The sequence below is a fragment of the Enterobacter sp. RHBSTW-00901 genome (assembly GCF_014103115.1).
In the GTDB taxonomy this organism is placed as follows: domain Bacteria; phylum Pseudomonadota; class Gammaproteobacteria; order Enterobacterales; family Enterobacteriaceae; genus Enterobacter; species Enterobacter cloacae_P.
The window spans coordinates 331061-356420 of sequence record NZ_JABXPB010000001.1; the positions used below are offsets into that span (position 1 = coordinate 331061).

Here is a 25360-nt window from a genome sequence, read left to right on the forward strand (position 1 = left end):
ATTTATCCTCGACGTTTCTTAGCCATTAAAGGAATGTCACCATGTATTTCCCTGTAAATCTGGAACAAAAATTCTCTCTCTTCGACGCTCACTGGCAGCCCAAAGTCATCGCGCAGATGAACGACTACCAGTTTAAAATCGTGAAAATAGCGGGTGATTTTATCTGGCACTCTCATCCTGAAACCGACGAAGCCTTTATCGTGGTCGAGGGCGTATTACGTGTTGATTTTCGCGACGGGCATGTTCTCGTCAATCCGGGGGAAATGTATGTTGTACCAAAAGGCATTGAGCATAAAACGTCCGCTGAGACGGTGGTAAAAATGATGATGATAGAACCCTGTGGTGTCCTGAACACTGGTCATGAAGGTGGGGAACGCACAGCAGAAAACGATATCTGGATCTAACCTGGGGTAATTTCAAGCCAGTCGGCCGGACTGGTTTGAAATAGCGCCGGCATTACTCCTCGATCGCAGCAGACCCGTTGAACTCACAGCCAGTAGAGGACAATAAATCTTCAGTTTGTTGTCCCGGTTATCCCGTCGTGTTCAGGCGCTTCTCTACCATAAAGTCTATGAAAGCACGAACTTTAGATGGCATTCTTACTCTTGATGATACATAGAGATAAAACCCGGGAAATGAAATACTCCAGTCCTGGAGAATAGGTTGTAAAAGCCCTTTATTGATGAAATCGGATATCGCAAAGTCCAGGTGCTGAATGATCCCTGTACCATTAACTGCCACACGAATCATGCTCTCATCATCATTTGTAATATACCCACCCGAGACTTCAAGTTCGAACTCTTCATTCTTACTCCCGACACGATAAAACTCCCACGGCGGGAGAGCACCGCTACTTCTGTGTCGCAGCCGCACACAATTATGATTGCGTAATTCCTCAGGTGACTCCGGAATTCCGTGCCTGCTTAAATAGTCTGGTGAGGCAACGGTAATCAGTTTGATACGGGGTGAGACAGGAACAGCCGTCATATGCTCTGCCAGGCTCTGTCCAAGGCGAATACCTGCATCGCAACCTTCGGCAATGATGTTAGACAAACCATCATCCATAATGAGCTCTATCTGAATTTTTGGATACCGGTTCAGGAATTCACTGATGACAGGTTCAATGAGCATTCTGGCTGCCACCCGCGATGAATTTATCCTCAGTAATCCGGTGGGTTCAAGCTGGGTATCACCCACATCTTTTAGCGCATCATCTATCTGACCTAAAGCCACCTCCAGAACCTCATACAGGCGCAAACCCTCCTCGGTTAAGGACATATTACGTGTGGTTCGATAGATAAGCTTCGTATTCAAACGCTCTTCAAGTGTCTTCAGGTTTTGGGAGAGTGCCGCACGTGTGATCCCCATTTCAGAAGCGGCTTTGGCAAAGCTGCCGGAGCGTGCAATCAACGCAAACCAGGCAAGCGAAGGCAGAACAGAAGGTTCTAGTTTCATTTATTGTAAACTCATGCTTAACACTGTGATAGATATTAGGTTATTGATGATAACCAATGCAAGTTCTACTATTAACGCAATCCGCAGTGCAGCCACGAGTGAAGCGCGGAAAAACGGCATAAACTTTTTACTGACCAGGGTTACATTCCCCGGAGGCCCATATGAAGACTGTTGCGATAAAACATACCTACTGGAACATAGCTGCTGACCTGTATTTCCCGGACGATTTTGATGAGACAAAAAAATATCCGGCAATTATCAGTGCCCATCCGATTGGAAGCTGTAAAGAGCAAACCTCCGGGAGTGTTTATGGTGCCGCACTGGCAAAAGCGGGTTTCGTCGTGATCGCTTTTGACGCAAGTTTTCAGGGGGCGAGTGGTGGAGAGCCTCGCTACCTGGAGGATCCAACCATGCGCGTTAAAGACTTCAGTGTGGTCGTGGATTACCTTGTAACCCTGCCATATGTCGATGAAGCGCGCATTGGTGTGCTGGGTATTTGTGGCGGTGGTGGCTACTCAATTAATGCGGCAATGACAGAGCGTCGAATTAAAGCGATTGGCACAATCACTGGTGCAAACTATGGTCGCCTGATGCGTGAAGGATTTACAGCTTTCGATCCTGTTGGCGCACTTGAAGCAATGGCACAACAGAGAACGGCTGAAGCCCGCGGTACCGGGCTTCGTGTTGATGATTTATTGCCACCGTCTCCAGAAGCGGCTATCGCGGCAGGGCTGACGGAAACCGACCTGTTTGGGGCGACGGAATATTATCGTTCACCACGCGGATATGCTCCAAATGGGGTTAACCGGGCACTGTTTTCTCACCAGAGTGTTGCCGTGGGTTGGGATGCATTTCATCTTGCAGAGGTGCTCTTAACACAGCCGTTAATGGTCGTGGTGGGTGATAAAGTCGGGGCATTTGGTGCATACCGCGATGGATGTGAAATTATTGGCCGGGCGGCGTCCAAAGACAAAGAACTGGTCGTCGTTGAAGGCTGGTCACATTACGATCTATACGATAAGCCCGAGCCTGTAAAACAAGCTCTTGATAAACTTATCCCTTTCTACAAAACGCATCTGTAATTAAATTACCGTGGGGAGAACAAAAGGTTTCCCCACTGTCCTTTTCTTAATTTCTCGGGAAAAAAAGTGAAAAATGTACTGATATTAGGTGCCAGTGGGCAAATTGCTTCCTGGGCTATACATATGCTTGCCTGTCAGACTGATGTAAAAATGACGCTTCTGGTTCGTAACCCCAGCAAACTTAATGGTGAAGAGCCCGTAAATTCAGAGATTGTTATTGGTGATGCATCGGATCAGGCATTCATGGATCAACTTATGGCAGGAAAAGATATTGTTTATGCAAATCTTGCCGGAGAGGTTGATGAGCAGATGAAAGTCATCATTTCGGCAATGAAAAAGAATAACGTTCAACGAATTGTCAGTATTAATACCCTGGGTATATACAATGAAGTACCGGGTGAATTCGGCGAGTGGAATAACCAAACCATTGGTGAGTATTTCCCACCTTACAGAAAATGTGCAGATATCCTTGAATGTTCTGGGCTTGATACACTATCATCAGAGCAGCCTGGTTGACGGATTATGATGAAGTGGATTATGAAGTCACTCAAAAGGATGAACCATTTAAAGGCACTGAAGTTTCAAGAAAAAGTGTAGCGGCACAGGTAGTCAAAATCATAAATAATCCATCAGAGATGGTTAATAAAAATATTGGTTTAAATAAACCAGACACCGACGGTCCTAAACCTGCCTTTATGTAATGTTTTTTTGAAATGACGATGACATTAATTCGCTGAAGTCGTAAATACATTGCGTTATAAAATTTGCCGGAACCATATTATGCAAAATAAATTTTCTTCACTCTTTTCACCCTATATGCTTACCAGAGATATAGCGTTACGTAATCGTATTGTCATGGCTCCAATGACGACCTGGTCAGCTAACCCGGATGGCACTATATCAGATCAAGAACTGGCATTTTATCAACGCCGGGCTCGGGATGTCGGTCTGGTAATTACGGGGTGCACCTTCGTAACGCCTGAAGGCATTGGATTCACAGATGAGTTCGCTGCTTATGACGATCGCTTTATAAACAGTCTTGAAAAACTGGCATCTGCGGCAAAGAGTGGCGGTGCTACCGCCATACTTCAGATTTTCCATGCGGGTAATAAGGCCCTTCCTGAGCGTATACCCAATGGTGATGTCGTCAGCGCCAGTATGTCATATGCTAAGGCCGGTGATATTAATAGTGAAGCGATACAAAGCAGGGCAATGACTGAGAGCGAAATACAGACAACAATTCGGGCATTTGGTGCTGTCACAAGAAGAGCAATTAAAGCGGGTTTTGATGGTGTGGAACTTCATGGTGCGCATGGTTTCCTGCTACAGAATTTCTTTTCTCCGCTGTTTAATAAACGTGTTGATCGGTGGGGTGGGGATCTCGAAAACCGTATGCGTTTTCCCCTCGCCGTATTGCAGGAAGTTAAAAATGCAGTGTATGAATGTGCAACGAAACCCTTTGTTATCGGCTACAGGATCTCGCCAGAAGAGTCTGCAGAAGGGGGGTTGAGGATTGAGGATACCTATAAGCTGTTGGACCGACTGATATCATCGGGTATTTCGTATATACATACTTCTCTGGTAAGTGTTAACAACAGCTACCCTGTCGAGTCCCCAAATGGGCCAGAAACTATTGATTTAATTTTAAATCATATTGCTGAAAGAATACCGGTGATTGCTGCGGGAAAACTACGCACACCTGAACAGGCACAGGAAGCACTTTCACGTGGACTTCCACTTGTAGCAATAGGTAAAGGGCTGGTCATTAACCCTGAATGGGTTGCTTTAGCGAAAGCTGGTCGTATAAATGAAATCCAGACATCGCTTAATCCCAGAGCCGTGAAAGAACTGACCATACCCGACAAACTCTGGAATGTTATTCTGGCATCTAAAGGAACAGGGTGGTTTCCTTTAAGCGATGAAAAAGAAATTTAAGAACCCGGGGATTGTGACCTTCTCATCATTCCCCCACGCTACAGTGCCAGCGCTACTCCTCGCCCTAAACAGACATCGTTAATCTCAAGATTAACGATGAGTTCGGATCATCAGCCACTGTAATACCATTGATATTACTGAACCGTTGAACCTGCTTGTGGCCACAGCCAACAAACTTTCCATTAAATACCCTTCAAACCATCAAAATTTGTGAAATCCATCATAATTAATAGGGGTATTCAATGGTAGGGGATAATCATGAAGGAGTTACTCAAGGTACATATCGACGAGTTCAAAACGCACTTCCAGGGGGAAGTGATTCTTCCAGACGAGGCAGGCTACGACGAGGTACGCCAGATCTGGAACGCAATGATCGACCGCAAGCCCGCGCTGATCGCCCGCTGCACGTCACCTGATGATGTCGTTCAGGCCATCGAATTCGGGCGAACGCAAAATCTCCTCATTTCGATCCGCGGGGGTGGACACAATATCGCGGGCAATGCCGTGTGCGACGGCGGTTTGATGATCGACCTCTCACTGATGAAGAGAGTGGAAGTGGACCTGGCAACCGGTAGGGCCAGCGTTGAACCTGGCTGCACCCTTGGCGATTTTGATGAAGTGGTGCAGGCATACGGCCTTGCCACGCCCTTGGGCATCAACTCGACCACCGGTGTGGCCGGTCTGACACTCGGCGGCGGGTTCGGCTGGCTGAGTCGCAAGTACGGTATGACGATAGATAACCTGCTCTCCGCGGAGGTCGTCACGGCAGATGGCAGGCAGCTGCACACCAGCGAATCAGAAAATTCGGATCTGTTTTGGGGGCTGCGGGGAGGGGGTGGCAACTTCGGTGTTGTTACTCGTTTCGAATTCCAACTCCATCCCGTCGGGCCGAACGTACTGAGTGGGCTCATTGTTTTTCCGTTTGATCAGGCAAAGCTCGTGATCACGCAGTTTGCCCGATTTACCGAGACGATGCCGGAAGAGCTGAATGTCTGGATGGTCACGCGCAAAGCACCTCCGCTACCTTTCCTGCCAGAGGATGCTCACGGGAAAGAGATGGTCGCGCTCGCTTTGTGTTATGTGGGTGACCCTAAAGAGGGCGAGAAGCTTATCGAGCCACTGCGTGGGTTTGGCACGGTGCTCGGCGAGCATATCGGCGTTCAGCCCTACACCGCCTGGCAGCAGGCATTCGATCCCCTGTTGTCAAAAGGGGCACGTAACTACTGGAAGTCGCACAACTTCTCGCAACTCAGTGACGGCGTTATTGATACCATCATTGAGTACGCCGCCAGATTGCCGTCACCTCAGTGTGAGATATTCATCGGGACAATTGGAGGCCAGACGGCCAGGGTCGCGCCTGAGGCAATGGCCTACTCAAGCCGGGATGCTAATTACGTGATGAATGTGCATGGTCGCTGGGAGTCGGCCGCCGAGGATGAACACTGTATTGCCTGGGCGCGTGAATTCTTCGCTAAATCACAACCATTTGCCAGCAGCGGTGCATACATCAACTTCCTCACTCAGGAGGAGGCTGATCGTATTGCCTTCGCTTACGGTGCGACCTACCATCGACTCGTGGAGCTCAAGACTCAGTACGACCCAACGAACCTCTTCCGGATGAATCAGAACATCAAACCGGTATAAGGCCAGGTATTGCGCCTGACAACAGTATGTAGCCGACACGCTACGCATACTGCGGTTGTTAAACGTTAGGCGCAGTAACAAGGCATCTTTATTGACCATGTCGTTGCCAGACGGCACCCATTTTGAGGTTGTGATGGATATCAGCTTCATCCTCATCTGGAGTAGTAATGTTATCGACAATGCCCCGGAAATCTCAAAAGGTGCGTGGAACTAAAACGGGTATGCCTACATGAGGCAATATCAATCAAGGCGATCATTTTTTAAACGTAACAGAGATTATTCAGGCAACTTTAGCTTGTCTCAAAAAATGAAGCATCATTCGACTATCAAACACCCTATCATCACTAACACCTAATTGCTTGATTATACTATTATTTAATGAAAAGAAAGCTATAAAACTCATACTATCCAACAAAATACATAAACTAGTGTGATATCTAAATTATAATTCTTATACTTCTGGTAAAAAGTGGAGGCTAAAATGAGATTAACCCTAATGCTGTTATGCTGTCTGGTACAGAGTTTAGCCTGGGCTGGCGAACTGCCGAAACCCGTCGGTAAACCCATTTTAACGATTTACGGTAATATACAAAACACGAATGAAGATGGAAAAGCAGTGTTTGATCTCGCCAGCCTTGAAAAACTAGGCCTGGTGAGTTTCCAGACGACGTCCCCCTGGTATAATGGACTTACTAAGTTTGAGGGTGTTCCAATGAGCAAACTCATGGATTATGTTGGTGCAAAGGGTTCTGTCGTTAATGTTATTGCGCTCAATGATTACTCTACCGTCATACCTTTCAGTGATTTCAGAAAATACAACGCCATACTTGCCTTAAAGATCAATGGCGAATATATGAGCATCCGCGATAAAGGTCCATCATTCATTGTATACCCCTATGACAGTCTTCCTGAGTTGAATAATCAGATTTATTACTCGCGTTCAGCATGGCAGGTTAGCAAAATGAAAATTGAATAGCAGTTCAGGAGAACATAATGAACAGGATACTGGTTGGTATCATTTTTTCTCTTTTTCTCACGACAGGATATATTGCATTTCTTGTTTATGCTCAACAGCAAGAGTTGCAAAAACTGACTCACTACACTGAGTCCTGGTCCGTGGCTCAACTGGTATCAGAGTATTACCGATTTGAATCATGGCTTGGTCTATACGCAACCGATACCGATAACGTTACGATAGACCAGGCCCGCATGCGTCTCGACATTATGCTAAGCCAGAGCGATTTAATGAAGGGGGGAGATTTAGGTCGCTATATTGAAAACGATAAAATGCATCAAGTGCTCGCTGCACGTCTGGAGAAAATGCTTGCTTATCTGGATGGTAATCTTGAAAAAATGAGCCATTCAGAGCTACAAGCATACCTTAAAAGTATGCATATGCTCGATGCGCCGCTAAGTCAACTTTCTGCAAATGCGTTAATGAAAAACATTAACACGATTAATGAAGCCAACAATAAAACACAAATTCTTTATTATATTTATTCTGCACTTTCGTTACTCCTGGTGATATTAAGCTTCATTCTGGGCTTTTTAATGATTTATCAGAACAAAAATATTCTCAAAGCACATCTGCAGGTTAAAAGCCTTGCTGACGAACTTCAGTTATCAAAAGAAACACTGCAGATTCAGAATTCGAAGCTGGAATATGATGTTTATCATGATTCCCTCACTGGCATGAAAAACCGCCTTTACTTCTGGGATGACCTCAATGAAATTATTCTTCAGGCAGATAAAAACCACATTCCTGTCACCGTGATGTTATTTGATTTAGACCGGTTCAAAGAGGTTAACGACACCTATGGCCATGATACCGGAGATTTACTGTTGAATCAGGTATCCAGGCGACTCACCTCAATGAGCAGCGTTTCAGATACATTTTACCGCTTGGGCGGCGACGAGTTTGCACTTCTGTCCAGTGGCTTGACCGAAAATGCGGCTGTTTCACACGCCAAAGAAATCAGTAACTATATCAGTCAACCCTATACGATTAATAACCAACTGATAAAAATTGCCACCTGTGTGGGTATTGTTTTATCCGATAATGAACGACGTTCTGATTATCTTTATAAATTTGCCGATCTGGCCCTCTACGAAGCCAAAAAAGAAGGTTCGCAACAGATAAAAGTCTTCCGTCAGTGGATGCTGCAAAGGTTGCAGGAAAGCAGAACCCTTGAACATGATATGGCACTGGCGATCGATAACAATGAATTCGTTGTTTATTACCAGCCTATTGTCGATTCATTCAGCAATGAAGTTTACGGCTACGAAGCGCTTATCCGCTGGGTACACCCTGTGAAGGGGATATTGTCCCCGGATTACTTTATTTCTGTTGCTGAAAAAACAGGGATGATCAATGGGATTGGCAAAACAGTGCTTGAACTTGCCTGCAGGGAAGCGGTTTCCTGGGCGGTTCCGGCAAGGATCTCTGTGAATGTCTCACCTGTTCAGCTGGGCACTAAATCGTTTACTACGATGGTGCAGTCCATCCTGAAAGAGACAGGACTACCGGCTAGCCGTCTTGAGTTAGAGGTTACAGAGTCTTCTCTCTTCAGTGATAGCAACATACCGATCAATATTCTCAAAAAGCTAAGATCGCTGGGTGTAAAAATTTCCATTGATGATTTCGGAACGGGGTATTCGTCGCTCTCAAGGCTGAGTGAACTTAATTTTGATAAAATTAAAATAGACAAATCCTTTGTGAATCCTATATCCACGAAAGATGATGCACTTAATATCGTTAAATTGATTACCGGCATGGCAAAGAGCCTCAATATGAGGGTTATTGCAGAAGGTGTTGAAACCCAGGAACAGCTTGAACGTCTTCAGGCGCTTGGCTGCGATCTCGTACAGGGATACCTGTTCGGAAAACCACAGTCTGAGATTGACAGAAAGATTCGAGGCGGTTGAAATGGTGTCTGGCCCAAAACCATTTTTTGAGCAACGTGTGGCTGGCTGTAAGGTGTTTATACTGGAGACGTGATGGTTAAGCTGTTGATCACCGGAAGTATTAAGAAAGACGGTAGCCTGAGCGTCGAAGACTCTTCAATTTTCTATTATCAAATATATGTTTGCTAAGCAAAGGTTAACAAATGAAAAAAACAACCCCAGAATATACACCTGTTGACTTATCTCGTTGGGCACGGAAGGAGCATTTCGAAGTGTTTCAGTCATTTGCTCAATGTACAATTAACCAGACTGTCCTGGTAGATATTACCGCGCTGCTAAAACATATAAAAGAGGTTGGCTGGAAGTTTTACCCGACTATTATTTTCCTCCTTTCTAAAATCGTAAACAGGCATTCGGAGTTCCGTATGAACATGAAGGACAATGAGCTTGTTATATGGAAGGATATTCATCCAAGCTATACAATTTTCCATAATGAAACGGAGACCTTTTCGTCATTATGGAGTCACTACGATGGCAATATCCATCACTTCCAGAACGTTTATTCAGAAGACGTTGCACGCTATGGAAATAACCTTTCTTATTGGCCTAAGGAAGAGTCTCGGGAGAATGTGTTTTTCGTATCGGCTATTCCCTGGGTAAGTTTTACCAGTTTTAATATGAACATTGCTAACATGCAGAACTTTTTTTCCCCCATGTTCACTCTCGGAAAATACTACGAACAGGATGGAAAAATATTGTTGCCTCTCGCCGTTCAGGTACATCATTCCGTGTGCGATGGTTTCCATGTGGCAAGATTGTTCAATGAGTTACAAGAGATGTGTGATGCCTTACCGCATCAGTCAGAGGAATTTAATGCCTGATGCGCCAGAAGTGTCAGTATCCCGGCAAAATTGGCCATTGAATTGTAGAACGCACAGCGCATCACTGCCCATGTAACCGACGCGGGCAGTTATGCCATGAGCAGGAGCCTTTAACGTTATTTTTTCTTATTCAGCATCGATTTCAAATCAGCAAATGGATTATACGTTGCTGTACCCACATCTTTCTGCGCGTCCTCTCCGGCCACAACGGTAGTGCCGTACTGATCCGCCTCTGTGTATTTTGAGTGCTCGTGGTCGTGGCAATACAGGCACAACAGCTCCCAGTTGCTGCCATCTTCCGGGTTGTTGGTATGATCGTGATCGATATGGTGAACCGTGAGTTCACGGAGATTGGAATACACAAATTCCCGCGAGCAGCGCCCACATACCCAGGGGTAAATTTTTAGTGCTTTTTCCCGGTATCCGCTTTCCAGTCGGGCGTAGTTTTTGGGGATCAGTGCCATGCTGAGTTACCTGTTGTGAAAAGAGAAAATTTTACCATATCTCCCCCGATGGAACAGAGGGAGAACCAATTTTGATATTCAGGGAGCAATACGATCTTCGTTCATTACGCCGTGACCTGTCAGCGCAGAAGCGCTAAGCTTTGCCGCCTGACTCTGTACAGCGAGATCGTAATGGATAACCTGGCTCTCTGGTATCGTCGTTTTGGCGAACCGGAATCTGTTCTGCAACCTGAGGCTGGACCACCTGGCGAGCTGATGCCGGGAAATCTCCGCGTACGTATGCTGTTTTCTCCGATCAATGCATCCGATCTTATTCCCATCACCGGTGCGTACCGCCACCGGACACCGTTGCCGGCAGTGGCGGGCTACGAAGGTGTCGGTATCGTGACGCAGGCACCCGCATCGTTTGCGCATCTGTCAGGCTGCCGCGTCCTGCCGTTGCGGGGGCAGGGAACCTGGCAGCATGTTGTCGATTGTCCGGCAGAGTATGCTATCCCGGTTCCGGAACACATCGATTCGCATCTGGCCGCACGGGCGTACATCAATCCGCTGGCGGCACAGATGATGTTGACCCGCTATTCACCTCAGAATAAGCAGGTGCTGCTAACCGCTGCCGGCTCCGATTGCGCGCTTCTGCTTGGTCAGTGGGCGCTGCAGGCAGGTGCGGAGGCGGTGTACGGTATTCACCGTTCTCCCATTCATGCTGAGCGCCTTGCCGCGGCAGGCATTATCCCCCTTGCGCAACACGACACGCAGGCAGTGCGCGTCGTTGCCGCGCGTGCTGACGTGGTTTACGACGCCACAGGGGGAGCGCTGGCGGAAACGATCCTGAGCGTGATGCCCGTGCAGGGGACATTTGTCTGTTATGGGCTGCTTTCCGGGCAGATATTCCGCCAGCGGCAGGCCTTACCGCGCGTGGAATGGTTTCATATTCGCAACTATCTTGATGCACTGAATGTTGAGGCGTGGCAGGACGAATTTTGTCACATCTGGCCTAAGCTGTGTGCCAGTCAGTATAGCGATGTCACAGTATACCCGCTGGCGGAGTGGAAGGCGGCACTGAACGCTTATCGGCAGACCGGGAGGTGCAGTAAACCTGTATTATCGATGGACATCTGAAGGTGAAAAAACATCGTCAGCATAATGTTGAGTGATCTTTTATTTATAATAAATGCGAAAACCATTTCAACAAACTAACCGAAATCGCACCGGATGGGTAAAGAATTGCAAAGGCTTTGAGTAAAATCCTGGCTTATGGTACAAATCAGGAGTGTTCAACTACCGAGGACAATTTTCATCCGCAAAGACGAGAAGCAACACCGCGGATAATTGTAATTTTATGGACAATGTGTTCAGGACGTATTTTTTTAAAAACACCGCTGTATTTTCCACATCTCTTTACCCTCTGTCTGGTGAGCAACACTGGCGCACCGCGCTATAGTCATACCTTCTGCCTGAGCTGACGCTATGCGTTTAGCTATCTGATTTAATTTCATATTTTTTGGGTTTGCTGCACGCAGCGAGCCTTGATGGATTATATTCTCAAGCAGGAGAAAAACATGTTTTACTGGATTTTATTAGCTCTGGCGATCATCACTGAGATTACCGGCACGCTCTCTATGAAATGGGCAAGCGTCAGTGATGGCAACACGGGTTTTATTTTAATGTTGGTGATGATCTCACTGTCCTATATTTTCCTCTCATTTGCAGTCAAGAAAATAGCGCTGGGTGTGGCTTATGCACTGTGGGAAGGCATTGGTATTTTGTTGATTACGTTGTTCAGCGTCTTGTTATTTGATGAAACGTTATCCACGATGAAAGTTGCCGGATTAACGACCCTGGTAGCAGGTATCGTGCTGATTAAATCAGGTACACGTAAACCGACAAAACAGCAGAAGGAGCAGACCCATGCCGCAGTTTGAGTGGATCCATGCGGCCTGGCTGGCGCTCGCAATCGTTCTGGAAATTGTGGCTAACGTCTTTCTTAAATTCTCAGATGGTTTTCGTGGTAAATTCTACGGCCTGATGTCGATTGCTGCCGTGCTGGGGGCGTTCAGTGCCTTGTCCCAGGCGGTAAAAGGTATCGATCTTTCGGTGGCATATGCGCTATGGGGTGGTTTTGGTATCACCGCCACGCTGGCGGCAGGTTGGGTGCTTTTTGGTCAGCGTTTAAATAACAAAGGCTGGATAGGGTTACTGCTGTTGTTGGCGGGTATGATTATGATAAAACTCGCCTGAAACCATCATCGCCATTATTTACAGGCAGCGAAATCCGCTGCCTGTATTACGCTTAGAAAAGTAAAACTTTGAAGAGGATGGCGAATGTACCGCACATTAAGCTGGCACAATATCCCCACAGCAAAAACGTTGTTTATCATGATATTCATGGCGGGGATCGGCTTAATCATTTCCATCGTCGCACTGCTTTATCTTTCCCTGCATCTCATCAGTAGCAAAACCAATGAAATTGATGAACATCGCTCAGCACTTTCTGTGCAGGGTGCCATCGAGACGTCGGTCACTCGTGTCTCCTCCCTGGTCATTGATAATGCCGTCTGGGACGATGCGGTGCGCGAGGTTTACAGCCCCAGGCTTGATACGCAATGGCTGTACAACACCTGGGGGGCAGGTTTTAAAATCAATAATCTCTATGACGGCACGTTTGTGCTGGATGAAAAATTTAACGTGATTTGGGGCTCGTTCCAGAGCCAACCCTTTAATGAAACGAATCTCGACTTTTTCGGCAATGGCCTGAAGGCGCTGATTGACCAACACCGACGAGCCTTATCCAGCGACAAGAATATCTATGCCGGGATCACCCGAACACGAAACGGTGTTGCTTTCGTGGGGATTGGTCTGGTCCGGCCGATGATCGGAAGATTACAGGTTAACGGAGATACCCGGCGTTATCTGGTGATTACCCGCCATCTGAACGACAAGATATTATCCGATCTGGGCGAAACGTTTCAGATTGATAACCTCAACTATACCGCTGACAAAATCAATAACCTGAGTATGCCGCTGCACAGTTCGGCAGGGGAACTTCTGGGCTATCTCAACTGGCAGGCGCGCCTTCCCGGTGCTCAGGCAGCCCGTGCTGCATCATCCGATATTACGCACATTGTGGTGCTGGCGGCAGCGCTGATCCTGCTGTTTATTCTGGTAAGTAGTGTGGGTCTGTACAAACTTGCCAGGGGGGAAAGCCAGGCGCGGCTGGTGGCGAGAACGGACTGGTTAAGCCATCTGCCGAACCGCCGTGCGTTAATTGAAGCGCTGGATAAAGTGAGTTTGCGCGGTGACATTGACGTGAAAAGCGTCGTGTTTATCGATCTTGACGGCTTTAAGGATGTGAATGATGTGTATGGTCATAGCGTCGGCGATGATCTCATCATTGAGATAGCAAAAGAGCTGAATGCGCGGATCCCGTCTGGTGGGATGCTGGCGCGAATGGGGGGCGATGAGTTCGCCATGACCATTGGCGGCGACCGCGCAGAAGCGCTGGCGGCCGCATTTGCCGGGTCAGTGCTTGATTTCCTCAATACACCGATTCGCCTGGGTGAGCGTACTATCCATATTGGTGCCAGCATCGGCATTGCCAGCGGAACGCTGATTGAATGCACCACTTCCGAGCTGTTCCGCCGTGCCGATATCGCTATGTATCACTCCAAAATTACCGGAAAAGGGCGTGTCACGCACTACGATGCGGAATTAAACAGCGTTCGGGAACGCCAGCTGGCGATTGAAAATCAGATCCGTAATGGACTGGAGCGCGATGAGTTTGAGGTCTGGTATCAGCCGATTATTGATGCGCGCAGCCAGAAAATGAGCAGTGTGGAAGCACTGGTGCGCTGGCCGCGTCGCCCGGGTGGGGAGCTTGGCCCGGATACGTTTATTACCATTGCAGAGACCAGCGGTCTGATTTACAAACTGGGGCAGTTTGTTTTGCATCGGGCCTGTCAGGATCTGGAGCCTTTCGGTGAATTAAAACTGTCAGTTAACATCTCTCCGGCACAATTTCGCGATCCCGAATTTGAAGACAAAGTGGCAGATGTGTTGAAGGTCACCCGGTTCCCGGCGACCAGACTTCAGCTTGAGGTAACGGAAACCTATGTTCTGGAAAATCCGGAGCGTGCCCGCACGGCGATAACCAACCTGAGAGCGCTGGGTACGGCGGTGGCGCTGGATGATTTTGGTACGGGCTATTCGAGCATTGGCTACCTGCGGCGTTTTAATTTTGACACCATCAAGATAGATAAATCGCTGGCCGGGCTGGTGGATAACGACGAACAGGCGGCGGCTCTGGTGAGTGGAACGGTACGGATCGCCAATGCCCTGGGGATGGCGGTGGTCGCCGAAGGGGTGGAAAACGAGAAACAGATGAGACTGCTGCGGCTGGCTGGTTGCGATCAGTTGCAGGGGTTCTGGTTCAGCCAGCCGATGCCAATTGAGGCGATTATGGCATTACGCCAGGTAAGACAGTGCTAACCTATTGTTGTGCCAGTGCATCCAGCTTGTCGCGAAAACCGGTCACCGACAAGGCCCGGTTATCGGCCCGATATCTGTCTTTGGCGGCCGGGGCGGAGCTTTGTACCCCAATCAGCTGCCAGCCATTCTCCGTTTTTAACATCAGCGGTGAGCCGCTATCACCCGGTAACGTATCGCACTGATGTGAGAGCACGCTATTTTGCGCCCAGCCCGTCACAATACAGTCCGTGTGGGTGTAAAGCGCATCCAGATGATCGACAGGGTAGCCTGACTGCGTCACCTTACGGTCGGCGGCTTTCAGCGCGGCAGTCAGCGCAGCTTTATCCCCGTCGAATAACGGTAGCGGCGTAATGCCAGACGGCGGATAGCGCAAGACGACCAGGCCAAAATCCCAGGAGGCTGCAGCGGGGGGCACTATCCAGCCATCACCATCAGGTTTCAGGCGTTTGCCGAGGGAAGGATCAACCCGGCCTTCAATACCGTGGATTTCATAGCGCCAGGTGCCTTTTTGCGACACAAAACGCAAGGCAACGGCTTTATCCGGCTTACCGTTCGGCGGTGTCAACAGGCAGTGGCCCGCCGTCAGTGCAAGTTGAGGGGTAATCAGGGTCGCGGTACATAAGTTACCGCTGGCGGTTTCCAGTTGCCCGATGGCATCCCAGGGAGCCTGGGCAGGATTAGCGACACGCGTGCGGTCATCATGACCAAAAAACAGCGTCTTTAGTTCTTTGGCGCTAATGGTGTCATCACCGCCATCATCCGCATGCAAGAGCCCAGAAAAAAGACCAAACGTTCCCAGTAACAACACAACAGATTTACGCATATCACACTCTGGTGGGGGTAATTATGATTATTAAAAGTGAACCCTATGGAAATACTATAGACGGGACAGCGTTAAAGTGGGAGTAAAATCAGCGTGCTACAATCAGGAAAGATAAAAATGGCTTGCGATGAGCGCGCATAAAATAAGCAGAATAAGAATGAGCTCAAACCGATAGCGCCGCAGCATACGCCCTCCGGATAAAAAAACGGCGCTGTACCTTTCCGGTTCAGCGCCGGTTTACCAACGTGCCCCGAAGGGCACGGTTAAGCTTGTACTCTTACGCAGCTGGCTGTGCAGCTGGTTTAGCAGCTTCGTGTTTTACTGCTTTTTTGTGATGCTTTTTAGCAGCCTGAGCTTTCTGTTCTACAGCAGGTTTTGCCGCTTTTTTGTGGTGCTTTTTAGCAGCCTGAGCTTTCTGTTCTACAGCAGGTTTTGCTGCTTTTTTGTGGTGCTTTTTAGCAGCCTGAGCTTTTTGCTCTACAGCGGGTTTTGCTGCTTTTTTGTGGTGCTTTTTAGCAGCCTGAGCTTTTTGCTCGGTTGGTGCTGCGGCTGCTGGAGCTGCTGCTTCTTTTGTTGCAGTTGCTTTGTGTTTTGTAGCGGTTTTGTGGTGTTTCTTATGGTGAACTGTTTTCGCTGGAGCAGCGGTGGTTGCAGTTGCAGTTGCAGCAGGCGCTGCAGCAGGTGTTGCGGTTGCAGTAGTTTCAGCAGCAAACGCAGCAGAAGACAGACCCATAGCAGCGGCAACAACCAGAGCTAATACTTTGTTCATTCTCATACCCTCGAATTTGTTTTTTCATTTAACCCCACTGCGGGGCCGTTGAAAGAACTATATCCCTGTAAAACCGAGGTTTCCGTGAGTGATTGGTATCGGCGTGTAACGTAATGTACAACGGGCAGGAATGGTATGTACGAACGAGGCTACACCAGCCTGTTCGTACACGTCAGGGCTATTTCTTCAGTGTGGCCAGGATAGCTGCCGGCGGCTGACTGCCGACAATCGAACGCGGCTCGGGCTCGATCACCACCATGAATGGTGTGACGCGGATGCCCATCCTTTCTGCCAGCGCGGACTGGCGCGTAACCAGGTCAGAACAGGCTGGGGTCGTGTCGTTATCCGGTAAAAAACCCGCCATCGCTTTTTGCAGGCTTTTCACCTTATCGGTGGAACACCAGACGCGTCCCATATCTTCAATCACGGAATCGCGAATGGAATCGGGCGCAACGGTCAGAAATGACATCGTCAAACCGGCGTCCGTATACTGCTTAACGTTTTTCACCACATTACTGCAGTAGATGCACTGGTTATCAATAAACACCAGCAGTTTGTACTTTTCCGTGGGAGCCTGAAACGTGATGGGCTGGAGGTCGGCCAGAGAGTGGGTAATGTCGTCGTACGCTTCTTTTGGTGTGTTATCCGTGGCGGCTAAGGTACTCACACTCGCCGTACACAGCATGGCTAACGCTATCGTTTTGATTATGCCTTTCATCATTCATCCCTTTATTTATTTTTTAACCCTGGCCTGATAACAGTTTTATTGTGTGACCAGGAAAAGAGTTAATACATCAGGCGAGAGTGTAATGATATGCACAAAATCATATTCTTATTGCGTAGCGGGAGAAGACGCTGCCGGAGCATGCTCCGGCAGGTGAATTACAGATAGCGCGAGGTCAGGTGTTCACGGAAATAACGAATGTTCAGATCTTCACCTGTCGCCAGGGTAATCAGCTGTGAGGTGGTAAAGCGGCTGCCGTGCTGCCAGATGTTCTGGCGCAGCCAGTCGAACAGGGCCGAAAAATCGCCATCAGCAATGGATGCCTGCAGATCCGGCAGCGCCGTTTTCGCGGCATGGAACAACTGGGCGGCGTACATGGCACCCAGGGTATACGACGGGAAGTAACCAAAACCACCGTCAGTCCAGTGGATATCCTGCATACAACCGTTGCGGTAGTTGTCTTTGGTGGATAACCCGAGCCAGGCCTGCATTTTTTCATCCCACAGCGCCGGGATATCGTCGACCTCGATGTCACCGTTAATCAGCGCCCGTTCAATCTCGTAGCGCAGCACCACATGCGCCGGATAGCTCACTTCGTCTGCATCGACGCGAATATAACCCGGCTTCACCCGCTGGTTCCATGCGATAAAGTTTTCTTCGCTGAATGCGGCCTGGCTGCCAAAGCGGGCCTGGACGGCAGGGAGCAGATGTTTCAGGAAGGCATTACTGCGCCCGAGCTGCATCTCAAAGAACAGGCTCTGGGATTCGTGGATTGCCGTTGAGCGTGCCAGCGCAACAGGTTGGCCAGCCCATGCACGCGGCAGGTTTTGTTCATAACGGGCGTGTCCGGTTTCGTGAACCACGCCAAAGAGGGCGCTAAGCAGCTCCTCCTCGTCATAGCGTGTGGTAATTCGCACATCTTCCGGTACGCCGCCGCAGAACGGATGCGCGCTGACGTCCAGGCGACCGCCGTTAAAATCGAAACCGAGCATTTTCATCGCTTCCAGCCCCAGTTCACGCTGCGTGGCGGTCGGGAAGGGGCCTTGTGGCGGAACGAACGATTGCTGAGACTGTTTTTCCACCGCGTTAGCCAGCAGATCCGGCAGCCAGGATTTCATGTCGCCAAACAGTACGTCCAGGCGAGCGCTGGTCATGTCCGGTTCAAAAATATCCAGCAGCGCGTCGTAAGGTGAACAGCTTTTGGCCTCAGCACGCAGGCGAGCCTCTTCGCGGCTGAGTTTGACCACCTCTTTCAGGTTTGCGGAAAACCCGTGCCAGTCATTCGCCGGGCGCTGGGTACGCCAGGCGTGTTCACACTTGCTGCCCGCCAGCGATTTGGCTTCCACCAGTGATTCAGGCAGCAGCGTGGCTTGCTGATAATGGCGCGTCATTTCGCGCAGATTGGCCTGCTCAATGTCATTCAGATCTTCGCTCGCGGCAGCAGCCAGCCATTCGCCCATTTTTTTGTCGGTCAGGATTTGATGTTGCAATACGCTCATTTCGGCCAGCGCTTCGCTACGCGCGGCACTGCCGCCTGGCGGCATCATGGTGAACATATCCCAGCTGGCGATGGAGGAGAGGTGCGAGAAGCGGGAGAGACGCTGGAAGGTGCGGGTGAGTTGTTGGTAGTTGTTGTTTTTCATGAAGTCCTCGTGTCTGAATCAGCCGATGACAAAAAATAGCATCGGCTCGATTTAAACACGAAGACGGTTGAATGTTAATGCAGACGTTTATGCAGACTGGCACCTACCAGCAACGCCGCACACAGCATCAGCGCAATAAACCCGCCCACGCCGTTCCAGCCGTAGTTATGCCAGAACACGCCGCCAAGCGTCCCGGCGATACTGGAGCCGAGATAGTAGCTAAAAAGATACAGGGACGACGCCTGACCTTTGGCGCGCCGCGCACGTGGGCCTATCCAGCTGCTTGCCACGGAGTGAGAGGCGAAAAAACCGGCGGAGAAGAGCAGCATCCCGGCAAAAATCAGCCACAGGGATGAGAAGAGCGTCATCAGCAGGCCGAGCAGCATCACCGCCGTTGACACCAGCATCACCGGGCCGCGGCCAAAACGTGCGGTCATCGCACCCGCTTTCGGTGAACTCCAGGTTCCCGTGAGATAAGCGACAGAGAGCAGACCCACGACTGCCTGGCTCAGGTGCCAGGGAGAGAGCATCAGGCGGTAACCAATGTAGTTAAACAGCGTGACGAATGACCCCATCAGCAGGAAACCGGTCAGGAACAACCGTGGCAACCCTTTATCACGCCAGTGCAGGCGGAAGTTGATAAACAGCGTTTTTGGGCGCAGGGACGTCGGGCGGAAGTGGCGTGATTCGGGCAGAATTTTCCAGAACATCAGTGCAGATGCGAGGGCAAAACAGCCGATCACGGCCAGCGCAATGCGCCAGCTAAATAAATCCGTAAACACCCCGCTCAGCAGGCGGCCACTCATCCCACCGATAGAGTTTCCGCTGATATACAATCCCATTGAGAATGCGACAAAGCTGGGGTGGATCTCCTCGCTGAGATACGTCATCCCGACCGCCGCCACACCGCTCAGCGATAATCCAATCAGCGCGCGCATCATCAGAATACCGTGCCAGCTGGTCATCATGGTGGAAAGCAGGGTACAGACGGACGCCAGCATCAACGCGGTGACCATCACCGGTTTGCGGCCAATGGCGTCGGAAAGTGGTCCGGTAAAAAGCAGGCCAATAGCCAACATCCCGGTTGAGATCGACAGCGAAACACTGCTGCTGGCAGGCGACACGCCAAACTCATGAGACAAAACGGGAAGGATGGGCTGAACGCAATAAAGCAGGGCGAAGGTTGCCAGTCCTGCAGAGAAAAGCGCCAGCGTGACGCGCATAAATTGAGGAGTACCACGTTTGATGAACTGCACCGGCTGTGATGCTGCGGGTAAATCATCAACATCGCTTGCCGGAGCGATATCAATGGTAGTTGTACGACTCACACATGTTCCTTGCTTAAACATCCCCGTGATTTCTGGTGACGGGTATGACCACATGATCAGAGTAGGAAATTGTAAATATTCTGTCTAATATATTAATAATCTCAAATGATACTTTAAAGATATGAATATTGAACTGCGTCATCTGCGCTATTTTGTCGCTGTAGCGGAAGAGCTGCATTTTGGCCGTGCTGCCGCGCGGTTGAACATCTCTCAGCCACCGCTGAGCCAGCAAATTCAGATCCTGGAGCAGCAGGTGGGGGCTCGTCTGCTTGCGCGTACTAACCGCAGCGTGAGCCTGACGGCGGCAGGAAAGCAGTTTCTGGCCGACAGCAGACAAATTCTGAGCATGGTTGATGACGCAGCCGCCCGGGCCGAACGGCTCTATCTGGGGGAAGCCGGTGAACTGCGCATCGGTTTTACCTCATCCGCTCCGTTTATCAGCGCCGTTTCGGAAACGCTCTCGTCGTTTCGTCGTCACTTCCCGGATGTACATATTCAGACGCGCGAAATTAACACCCGCGAACAGATTGCCCCGCTTAATGAAGGTTCGCTCGACCTGGGGTTGATGCGTAATACCCAGTTGCCTGACACGCTGGAGTGGCAGGTGATTTTGCGCGAACCGCTGATGGCGATGATCCCGCATGACCATCCGCTAGCCTCGTGCCCCGCCGTCACGCTGTCAGAGCTGGCAAAAGAGCCGTTTGTCTTTTTTGACCCTCAGGTAGGCACGGGTCTGTATGACGATATTCTCGGCCTGATGCGGCGCTACGATCTTGCCCCGGTGATTACCCAGGAAGTGGGAGAGGCAATGACCATTATTGGGCTGGTCGCGGCAGGGCTGGGTGTTTCTATTCTCCCGGCCTCCTTTAAACGGGTACAATTGCGTGAAATGCACTGGGTTCCCATTGCCGAATCTGATGCGGTTTCAGAGATGTGGCTGGTCTGGTCAAAACACCATGAACAGAGCCATGCGGCACAGCGTTTCAAAAAGCAGCTTATCGCCGCCTCTGCAGGACGATATTTATAGCGAAATGGGGATAAAAATGTGCAGTAAATCACATGGCTAAGTAAATATTTGACGACGGCCATTGAAGTGCTTCACCATAGCCCACAGTTTATTTCGAAGCTCGAAAATAAGGGAGTACGAGGTGGTTGCTGATAGTCAGCCAGGGCACATTGATCAGATTAAGCAGACCAACGCTGGCGCGGTTTATCGCCTGATTGATCAGCTTGGTCCGGTTTCGCGTATCGATCTTTCGCGCCTGGCACAACTGGCACCTGCCAGTATCACCAAGATTGTCCGCGAAATGCTGGAAGCCCACCTGGTTCAGGAGACGGAAATTCAGGAGCCGGGCAGCCGCGGCCGTCCGGCAGTCGGGCTGGTGGTGGAAACGGAAGCGTGGCACTACCTGTCGCTGCGTATCAGTCGCGGCGAAATTTTCCTTGCGCTGCGCGATCTGAGCAGCAAGCTGGTGGTGGAAGATCGGCTGGAGTTGCCGCTCGACACGGAACAATCGCTCCTCGATGTGATCATCACGCATATCGATCAGTTCTTTATCCGTCACCAGCAGCGGCTTGAGCGTTTAACGGCGATCGCCATCACCATGCCGGGGATTATTGATACCGAAAATGGCATTGTGCACCGCATGCCGTTTTACGACGATGTTAAAGAGATGCCGCTGGGTGAAGCACTGAAAAGTCATACGGGTGTGCCGGTCTATATTCAGCATGATATCAGTGCCTGGACGATGGCCGAGGCACTATTTGGTGCGTCACGCGGTGCACGGGATGTTATTCAGGTGGTGATTGATCACAACGTAGGGGCGGGTGTCATCACCGACGGACGCCTTCTGCACGCCGGGAGCAGTAGCCTGGTGGAAATTGGTCACACCCAGGTCGATCCCTACGGGAAACGGTGTTACTGCGGAAACCACGGCTGTCTGGAAACCATTGCCAGCGTGGAAAGCGTGCTGGAGCTGGCGCAGGTGAGACTCAGCCAGTCAATGAGTTCGACACTCCACGGGCAACCGTTAACCGTCGACTCGCTCTGCGCCGCGGCGCGTCAGGGCGATCTGCTGGCGAAGGACATCATTACCGGTGTGGGGAATAACGTCGGTCGCATTCTGGCCATCATGGTGAATCTCTTCAACCCACAAAAAATTCTGATTGGCTCACCGCTTAGCCAGGCGGCAGAGATCCTTTTCCCGACCATTTCGGCCTGTATTCATCAGCAGTCGCTCCCGGCGTACAGCAAGAATATTGTGGTCGAAAGTACGCAATTCTCGAACCAGGGCACGATGGCCGGTGCTGCGCTGGTGAAAGATGCGATGTACAACGGCTCGTTACTTATTCGCTTACTGCAGGGTTAACTCTTTTCCACAGATGCAAGAAAGATTGCGCTATCTCAAGCCGGGTAGCGCATGCATCCCGTAGACTTCCCCCACTGAATTATTTACCTGGTTTATATTTCCGAAGCATACCCAAGAGGTGGAGTGAGTCATGCTTAAGCGTTTCTTTGTTACTGGTACTGATACCTCTGTCGGGAAGACGGTGGTGTCTCGCGCGTTGCTGCAAGCCCTGGCGGCACGCGGTGAGCGCGTCGCAGGGTACAAACCGGTCGCAAAAAGCAGTAAAGAGACGCCAGAAGGACTGCGTAATAAAGACGCACTGGTTTTGCAAAGCGTTTCATCCCTGGAATTGCCTTATCATGCGGTCAACCCTATTGCGTTGAGCGAAGATGAGAGCAGCGTGGCACACAGCGGTCCGATCAACTACACCCTGTTGTCTGACGGCCTGGCGAACCTGAGTGAGAAGGTTGACCATGTGGTCGTTGAAGGCACGGGCGGGTGGCGCAGCCTGATGAACGATTTGCGCCCGTTGTCCGAGTGGGTAGTACAAGAGCAACTGCCGGTGGTGATGGTGGTTGGGATCCAGGAAGGGTGCATCAACCATGCACTTCTGACGGCGCAGGCCATTGCCAACGACGGCCTGCCGTTGATTGGCTGGGTGGCAAACCGTATCAACCCGGGTCTGGCGCACTATGCAGAAATCATCGAGGTGCTGAGCAAAAAACTGCCAGGTCCACTGGTGGGGGAACTGCCTTATCTGCCTCGCGCCGAGCAGCGCGAGTTAGCGCAGTACATCGATCTCTCTGCCTTCGGCAGCGTGTTGACCATAAATAGAGTCGTGGCGTAACGTTCGCGACAGCACAGACGCCACCACGCAGGCTACCAGCAAACCGGGCAGCAAAAAATACTGCCCGGTCATTTCACAGACCATCAGCGCCGACATAATTGGCGCGTGTGTCGTCGCGGCGAGCAACGTTGCCATCCCCGCCAGCCCCAGCAAAATTGCCATCTCTGATCCCGGAAACCACAGCGCGGAGATCTGCGCAAACAGCATCCCTGTTGCCATACCGACAAACAGCGTCGGGGTGAAGACCCCACCCGGAGCGCCCGAGCCGCTACTCGCCAGTACCGCCAGTAATTTGCACAGAAACACACCAGCAATCACCGACAGTAATGGTGGGGAAAGAAGAAACGCCTGCACCACACTGTAGCCATTGCCCCATACTTTTGGCGTCATCAGTGACAACAGTCCGACGATCAGCCCGCCAAGCGCCAGCTGCCAGGGCGGTGAGAGTTTGAGACGCAGAAACAGAGAGTGGCTGAACGTCATCAACCACATCAGCAGTGGGCCGCAGATACCTGCCAGCAAGCCTATTCCGACGATCAGCGAATAATCCGTCGCCGTGAGCATTTCGCTAAGATGGACTTCGTAGAGTGTGCTGGCTCCGGGGCTTAACAGACGCGTGGTGAGCAGTGCCACCACGGCGGCAATCACAACCGGGCCGAGCGAGGCCAGCATCAGAGTGCCAAACAGAATTTCAGCAATAAAAAGGCTACCGGCCAATGGTGCGTGATAGGCGCTGGCCATCCCGGCGGCGGCTCCGCAGGCGATCCACAATTTCCATTCGGATTTCGGCGTAAAGCGTTGGGCGAAACAGGAGGCCGCCAGTGCTGCAAGCAGGATCATGGCACCCTCACGACCAATAGCGCTTCCGCTGGCGACGACCAGCAACGACGCAAGGGATTTGACCAGGCTGGCTCCGTAATCAAACTGTCCGTCTCCGGTTTCCAGCGCTTCCATATAATCCGTTGGGGCATGGGGACGCTGCGCCGTCAAACGTTGCCATCCCCACAACAACAGCCCGGCAGCCAGCCCGCCAAGCGCCGGTGTCAGTGCACGACGCCAGGGCGACAATGCCGCGGCAGCATCCACCAGACTGCCGCTTTCGTTGCTGAGGAATACCCACTCCAGCAAATACATGGCGTGGCGGAATACAGCAACGGCCAGCGCGGCCAGCACGCCAGTGATGGTGGCAATCAGGAGTCTGCGAAACATCGCTCGGATGTCAGGGTAAGTGTGAAGACGTTGCATGGGTCGCAATTGAACAGGGCAGATACCGTATTGTGAAGTGAAATCGCGGTGTTAGCAAAAGGTATACGTGCGGAAAAGTGGAGAACCCGGCTTGCCCGGTATCGGTGAGCAAGCCAGAACCTCGTTAACGATAAAGCGGTTTTTCAGCGACCGGAATAATTAATGTGGATTGCCAGTCCGCGAGCGTCAACTGAGCAAGTTTACCGAGTGCGGTGTAGAACGGGTGTCCGACATTTTCGACAAATACAGAAAGAAAACGGGTGCTCCACGGCAAAAGGTGCCAGGCCAGAAGCTGGTCGCGCTCCGTATCGCGACCGTTTTCGGTCAGCCACCCGGCCAGCAGCAGCAACGCACCAAACTGATCTTCCGGTTCATTCTGCTGCATTTCAAAGACGATGTTGTTCTCACGCATCCACTGGCGCAGCGCGAGGGTTGAGTCACCAAACAGCACGGATTCGCGATCCAGCCACACGGAACCCCACGGCGGTGCGGGAAGCGCATACGGGCCAATAAACAGACGTTGCCAGGCGTCTGTTAGCGGCTCATCGGCGGGCATTTTGATCGTTCCTTCTATGTGCTGCAAAACATCCTGCGTCAGAGGCCAGTCCTGCGTCCAGCCGCCAGCGGTGAGCGCATTGACCAGAGGTGCGGCTTGCTCGCTGTCCGGAGCAAAATAGAACAGTGCGCCTAATACTCTGGCACTAAACGCGAACGATTCGCGGTGTGATACGTTATTCATGACTATATTCCTTACTCGCGCGGGTTGCCCCGCACGTTTATGTT

At 50.6% G+C, this 25360-nt stretch carries 26 protein-coding genes and 1 pseudogene; 17 read left to right on the forward strand and 10 right to left on the reverse strand.

Features of this window, described 5'->3' with window-relative positions:
* The first annotated feature begins 41 nt into the window (after window positions 1-41).
* A complete protein-coding gene (locus HV318_RS01770; RefSeq protein WP_182271276.1) occupies window positions 42-404 on the forward strand; it encodes a cupin domain-containing protein in 363 nt (120 codons plus the stop codon).
* 127 nt (window positions 405-531) lie between these two features.
* On the opposite strand, the gene HV318_RS01775 is transcribed toward HV318_RS01770, so the two are convergent.
* Complete coding sequence (locus HV318_RS01775; RefSeq protein WP_182271277.1) at window positions 532-1455, reverse strand: LysR family transcriptional regulator; 924 nt, start codon at window positions 1453-1455, stop codon at window positions 532-534.
* A gap of 161 nt (window positions 1456-1616) precedes the next feature.
* On the opposite strand from HV318_RS01775, the gene HV318_RS01780 reads away from it, so the two are divergent.
* The 8 genes and pseudogenes from HV318_RS01780 (at window position 1617) to catA (ending at window position 9901) form a co-directional block, all read left to right on the forward strand.
* Complete coding sequence (locus HV318_RS01780) at window positions 1617-2537, forward strand: alpha/beta hydrolase (protein ID WP_182271278.1); 921 nt, start codon at window positions 1617-1619, stop codon at window positions 2535-2537.
* A 66-nt stretch (window positions 2538-2603) separates the two neighbouring features.
* Window positions 2604-3238, forward strand: a pseudogene (locus HV318_RS01785) (SDR family oxidoreductase).
* A gap of 79 nt (window positions 3239-3317) precedes the next feature.
* The gene (locus HV318_RS01790; protein ID WP_182271279.1) at window positions 3318-4472 is read left to right on the forward strand and encodes an NADH-dependent flavin oxidoreductase; all 1155 of its coding nucleotides are present in this window, start codon (window positions 3318-3320) and stop codon (window positions 4470-4472) included.
* 258 nt (window positions 4473-4730) lie between these two features.
* Window positions 4731-6116: an FAD-binding oxidoreductase gene (locus HV318_RS01795; protein WP_182271280.1), complete on the forward strand. Its 1386-nt coding sequence runs from the start codon at window positions 4731-4733 to the stop codon at window positions 6114-6116.
* A 91-nt stretch (window positions 6117-6207) separates the two neighbouring features.
* Window positions 6208-6330, forward strand: coding sequence for a hypothetical protein (locus tag HV318_RS24320; protein WP_269062564.1), 123 nt, complete (start codon window positions 6208-6210; stop codon window positions 6328-6330).
* Between the two features lie 267 nt (window positions 6331-6597).
* Entirely contained in the window at window positions 6598-7092 is a 495-nt protein-coding gene (locus HV318_RS01800) for a putative pterin-binding protein (protein WP_182271281.1), read from the forward strand.
* 17 nt (window positions 7093-7109) lie between these two features.
* On the forward strand, window positions 7110-9041 hold the full coding sequence (locus HV318_RS01805) for a putative bifunctional diguanylate cyclase/phosphodiesterase (RefSeq protein WP_182271282.1): 1932 nt from the start codon (window positions 7110-7112) through the stop codon (window positions 9039-9041).
* A 182-nt stretch (window positions 9042-9223) separates the two neighbouring features.
* On the forward strand, window positions 9224-9901 hold the full coding sequence (gene catA / locus HV318_RS01810) for a type A chloramphenicol O-acetyltransferase (RefSeq protein ID WP_182271283.1): 678 nt from the start codon (window positions 9224-9226) through the stop codon (window positions 9899-9901).
* A 116-nt stretch (window positions 9902-10017) separates the two neighbouring features.
* Here catA and yajD read toward each other — a convergent pair whose 3' ends face one another.
* A complete protein-coding gene (yajD, locus tag HV318_RS01815; RefSeq protein ID WP_182271284.1) occupies window positions 10018-10365 on the reverse strand; it encodes an HNH nuclease YajD in 348 nt (115 codons plus the stop codon).
* Window positions 10366-10536: 171 nt separating this feature from the next.
* On the opposite strand from yajD, the gene HV318_RS01820 reads away from it, so the two are divergent.
* From HV318_RS01820 to HV318_RS01835, 5 genes are all read left to right on the forward strand, one after another.
* Window positions 10537-11484: a zinc-dependent alcohol dehydrogenase family protein gene (locus HV318_RS01820; protein ID WP_182271285.1), complete on the forward strand. Its 948-nt coding sequence runs from the start codon at window positions 10537-10539 to the stop codon at window positions 11482-11484.
* A gap of 151 nt (window positions 11485-11635) precedes the next feature.
* Window positions 11636-11806, forward strand: a complete 171-nt coding sequence (locus tag HV318_RS24430; RefSeq protein WP_419195709.1) for a protein YdgV — start codon at window positions 11636-11638, stop codon at window positions 11804-11806.
* 118 nt (window positions 11807-11924) lie between these two features.
* Complete coding sequence (gene mdtJ / locus HV318_RS01825) at window positions 11925-12287, forward strand: multidrug/spermidine efflux SMR transporter subunit MdtJ (protein ID WP_182271286.1); 363 nt, start codon at window positions 11925-11927, stop codon at window positions 12285-12287.
* The gene (gene mdtI / locus HV318_RS01830; protein ID WP_182271287.1) at window positions 12274-12603 is read left to right on the forward strand and encodes a multidrug/spermidine efflux SMR transporter subunit MdtI; all 330 of its coding nucleotides are present in this window, start codon (window positions 12274-12276) and stop codon (window positions 12601-12603) included. The genes mdtJ and mdtI overlap by 14 nt, the downstream gene beginning before the upstream one ends.
* An 84-nt stretch (window positions 12604-12687) precedes the next feature.
* Window positions 12688-14850: a bifunctional diguanylate cyclase/phosphodiesterase gene (locus tag HV318_RS01835; protein ID WP_182271288.1), complete on the forward strand. Its 2163-nt coding sequence runs from the start codon at window positions 12688-12690 to the stop codon at window positions 14848-14850.
* A gap of 1 nt (window position 14851) precedes the next feature.
* On the opposite strand, the gene HV318_RS01840 is transcribed toward HV318_RS01835, so the two are convergent.
* The 6 genes from HV318_RS01840 to ynfM all read right to left on the reverse strand — a co-directional run bounded on the left by HV318_RS01840 (window position 14852) and on the right by ynfM (window position 20137).
* Window positions 14852-15673: a trypsin-like serine peptidase gene (locus HV318_RS01840; RefSeq protein WP_182271289.1), complete on the reverse strand. Its 822-nt coding sequence runs from the start codon at window positions 15671-15673 to the stop codon at window positions 14852-14854.
* Between the two features lie 102 nt (window positions 15674-15775).
* On the reverse strand, window positions 15776-15859 hold the full coding sequence (ydgU, locus tag HV318_RS24435) for a small membrane protein YdgU (RefSeq protein WP_021241182.1): 84 nt from the start codon (window positions 15857-15859) through the stop codon (window positions 15776-15778).
* A 91-nt stretch (window positions 15860-15950) separates the two neighbouring features.
* Complete coding sequence (gene asr / locus HV318_RS01845; RefSeq protein WP_182271290.1) at window positions 15951-16442, reverse strand: acid resistance repetitive basic protein Asr; 492 nt, start codon at window positions 16440-16442, stop codon at window positions 15951-15953.
* Between the two features lie 178 nt (window positions 16443-16620).
* Window positions 16621-17163, reverse strand: a complete 543-nt coding sequence (locus HV318_RS01850) for a thioredoxin fold domain-containing protein (protein WP_182271291.1) — start codon at window positions 17161-17163, stop codon at window positions 16621-16623.
* A 161-nt stretch (window positions 17164-17324) separates the two neighbouring features.
* Window positions 17325-18809 carry a carboxypeptidase M32 gene (locus HV318_RS01855; protein WP_182271292.1) on the reverse strand — a complete coding sequence of 495 codons (1485 nt, stop codon included), beginning with the start codon at window positions 18807-18809 and terminating at the stop codon, window positions 17325-17327.
* A 74-nt stretch (window positions 18810-18883) separates the two neighbouring features.
* Window positions 18884-20137: a multidrug efflux MFS transporter YnfM/SxtP(Kp) gene (gene ynfM / locus HV318_RS01860; RefSeq protein WP_182271293.1), complete on the reverse strand. Its 1254-nt coding sequence runs from the start codon at window positions 20135-20137 to the stop codon at window positions 18884-18886.
* A 121-nt stretch (window positions 20138-20258) separates the two neighbouring features.
* Between ynfM and ynfL the strand changes: the two genes are divergently transcribed.
* From ynfL to bioD, 3 genes are all read left to right on the forward strand, one after another.
* On the forward strand, window positions 20259-21164 hold the full coding sequence (gene ynfL, locus HV318_RS01865) for a multidrug efflux transcriptional activator YnfL/SxtR(Kp) (RefSeq protein WP_182271294.1): 906 nt from the start codon (window positions 20259-20261) through the stop codon (window positions 21162-21164).
* A 121-nt stretch (window positions 21165-21285) separates the two neighbouring features.
* Window positions 21286-22506, forward strand: coding sequence for a sugar metabolism global transcriptional regulator Mlc (gene mlc, locus HV318_RS01870; protein WP_182271295.1), 1221 nt, complete (start codon window positions 21286-21288; stop codon window positions 22504-22506).
* A gap of 130 nt (window positions 22507-22636) precedes the next feature.
* Window positions 22637-23332 carry a dethiobiotin synthase gene (gene bioD, locus HV318_RS01875; protein WP_182271296.1) on the forward strand — a complete coding sequence of 232 codons (696 nt, stop codon included), beginning with the start codon at window positions 22637-22639 and terminating at the stop codon, window positions 23330-23332.
* Here bioD and clcB read toward each other — a convergent pair.
* Both clcB and dmsD read right to left on the reverse strand, forming a co-directional pair.
* Window positions 23267-24577, reverse strand: coding sequence for a voltage-gated ClC-type chloride channel ClcB (gene clcB, locus HV318_RS01880; RefSeq protein WP_182271297.1), 1311 nt, complete (start codon window positions 24575-24577; stop codon window positions 23267-23269). The genes bioD and clcB overlap by 66 nt on opposite strands.
* Window positions 24578-24701: 124 nt before the next feature.
* Entirely contained in the window at window positions 24702-25316 is a 615-nt protein-coding gene (gene dmsD / locus HV318_RS01885) for a Tat proofreading chaperone DmsD (protein WP_182271298.1), read from the reverse strand.
* Window positions 25317-25360: the final 44 nt, after the last annotated feature.

Bases quoted from the DNA above. Each gene is read 5' to 3' on its own strand.
- HV318_RS01770 (WP_182271276.1), top strand. From the start codon at position 42: ATGTATTTCCCTGTAAATCTGGAACAAAAATTCTCTCTCTTCGACGCT.
- HV318_RS01775 (WP_182271277.1), bottom strand. From the start codon at position 1,455: ATGAAACTAGAACCTTCTGTTCTGCCTTCGCTTGCCTGGTTTGCGTTG.
- HV318_RS01780 (WP_182271278.1), top strand. From the start codon at position 1,617: ATGAAGACTGTTGCGATAAAACATACCTACTGGAACATAGCTGCTGAC.
- HV318_RS01790 (WP_182271279.1), top strand. From the start codon at position 3,318: ATGCAAAATAAATTTTCTTCACTCTTTTCACCCTATATGCTTACCAGA.
- HV318_RS01795 (WP_182271280.1), top strand. From the start codon at position 4,731: ATGAAGGAGTTACTCAAGGTACATATCGACGAGTTCAAAACGCACTTC.
- HV318_RS01800 (WP_182271281.1), top strand. From the start codon at position 6,598: ATGAGATTAACCCTAATGCTGTTATGCTGTCTGGTACAGAGTTTAGCC.
- HV318_RS01805 (WP_182271282.1), top strand. From the start codon at position 7,110: ATGAACAGGATACTGGTTGGTATCATTTTTTCTCTTTTTCTCACGACA.
- catA (WP_182271283.1), top strand. From the start codon at position 9,224: ATGAAAAAAACAACCCCAGAATATACACCTGTTGACTTATCTCGTTGG.
- yajD (WP_182271284.1), bottom strand. From the start codon at position 10,365: ATGGCACTGATCCCCAAAAACTACGCCCGACTGGAAAGCGGATACCGG.
- HV318_RS01820 (WP_182271285.1), top strand. From the start codon at position 10,537: ATGGATAACCTGGCTCTCTGGTATCGTCGTTTTGGCGAACCGGAATCT.
- mdtJ (WP_182271286.1), top strand. From the start codon at position 11,925: ATGTTTTACTGGATTTTATTAGCTCTGGCGATCATCACTGAGATTACC.
- mdtI (WP_182271287.1), top strand. From the start codon at position 12,274: ATGCCGCAGTTTGAGTGGATCCATGCGGCCTGGCTGGCGCTCGCAATC.
- HV318_RS01835 (WP_182271288.1), top strand. From the start codon at position 12,688: ATGTACCGCACATTAAGCTGGCACAATATCCCCACAGCAAAAACGTTG.
- HV318_RS01840 (WP_182271289.1), bottom strand. From the start codon at position 15,673: ATGCGTAAATCTGTTGTGTTGTTACTGGGAACGTTTGGTCTTTTTTCT.
- ydgU (WP_021241182.1), bottom strand. From the start codon at position 15,859: ATGCTGCGGCGCTATCGGTTTGAGCTCATTCTTATTCTGCTTATTTTA.
- asr (WP_182271290.1), bottom strand. From the start codon at position 16,442: ATGAACAAAGTATTAGCTCTGGTTGTTGCCGCTGCTATGGGTCTGTCT.
- HV318_RS01850 (WP_182271291.1), bottom strand. From the start codon at position 17,163: ATGATGAAAGGCATAATCAAAACGATAGCGTTAGCCATGCTGTGTACG.
- HV318_RS01855 (WP_182271292.1), bottom strand. From the start codon at position 18,809: ATGAAAAACAACAACTACCAACAACTCACCCGCACCTTCCAGCGTCTC.
- ynfL (WP_182271294.1), top strand. From the start codon at position 20,259: ATGAATATTGAACTGCGTCATCTGCGCTATTTTGTCGCTGTAGCGGAA.
- bioD (WP_182271296.1), top strand. From the start codon at position 22,637: ATGCTTAAGCGTTTCTTTGTTACTGGTACTGATACCTCTGTCGGGAAG.
- clcB (WP_182271297.1), bottom strand. From the start codon at position 24,577: ATGCAACGTCTTCACACTTACCCTGACATCCGAGCGATGTTTCGCAGA.
- dmsD (WP_182271298.1), bottom strand. From the start codon at position 25,316: ATGAATAACGTATCACACCGCGAATCGTTCGCGTTTAGTGCCAGAGTA.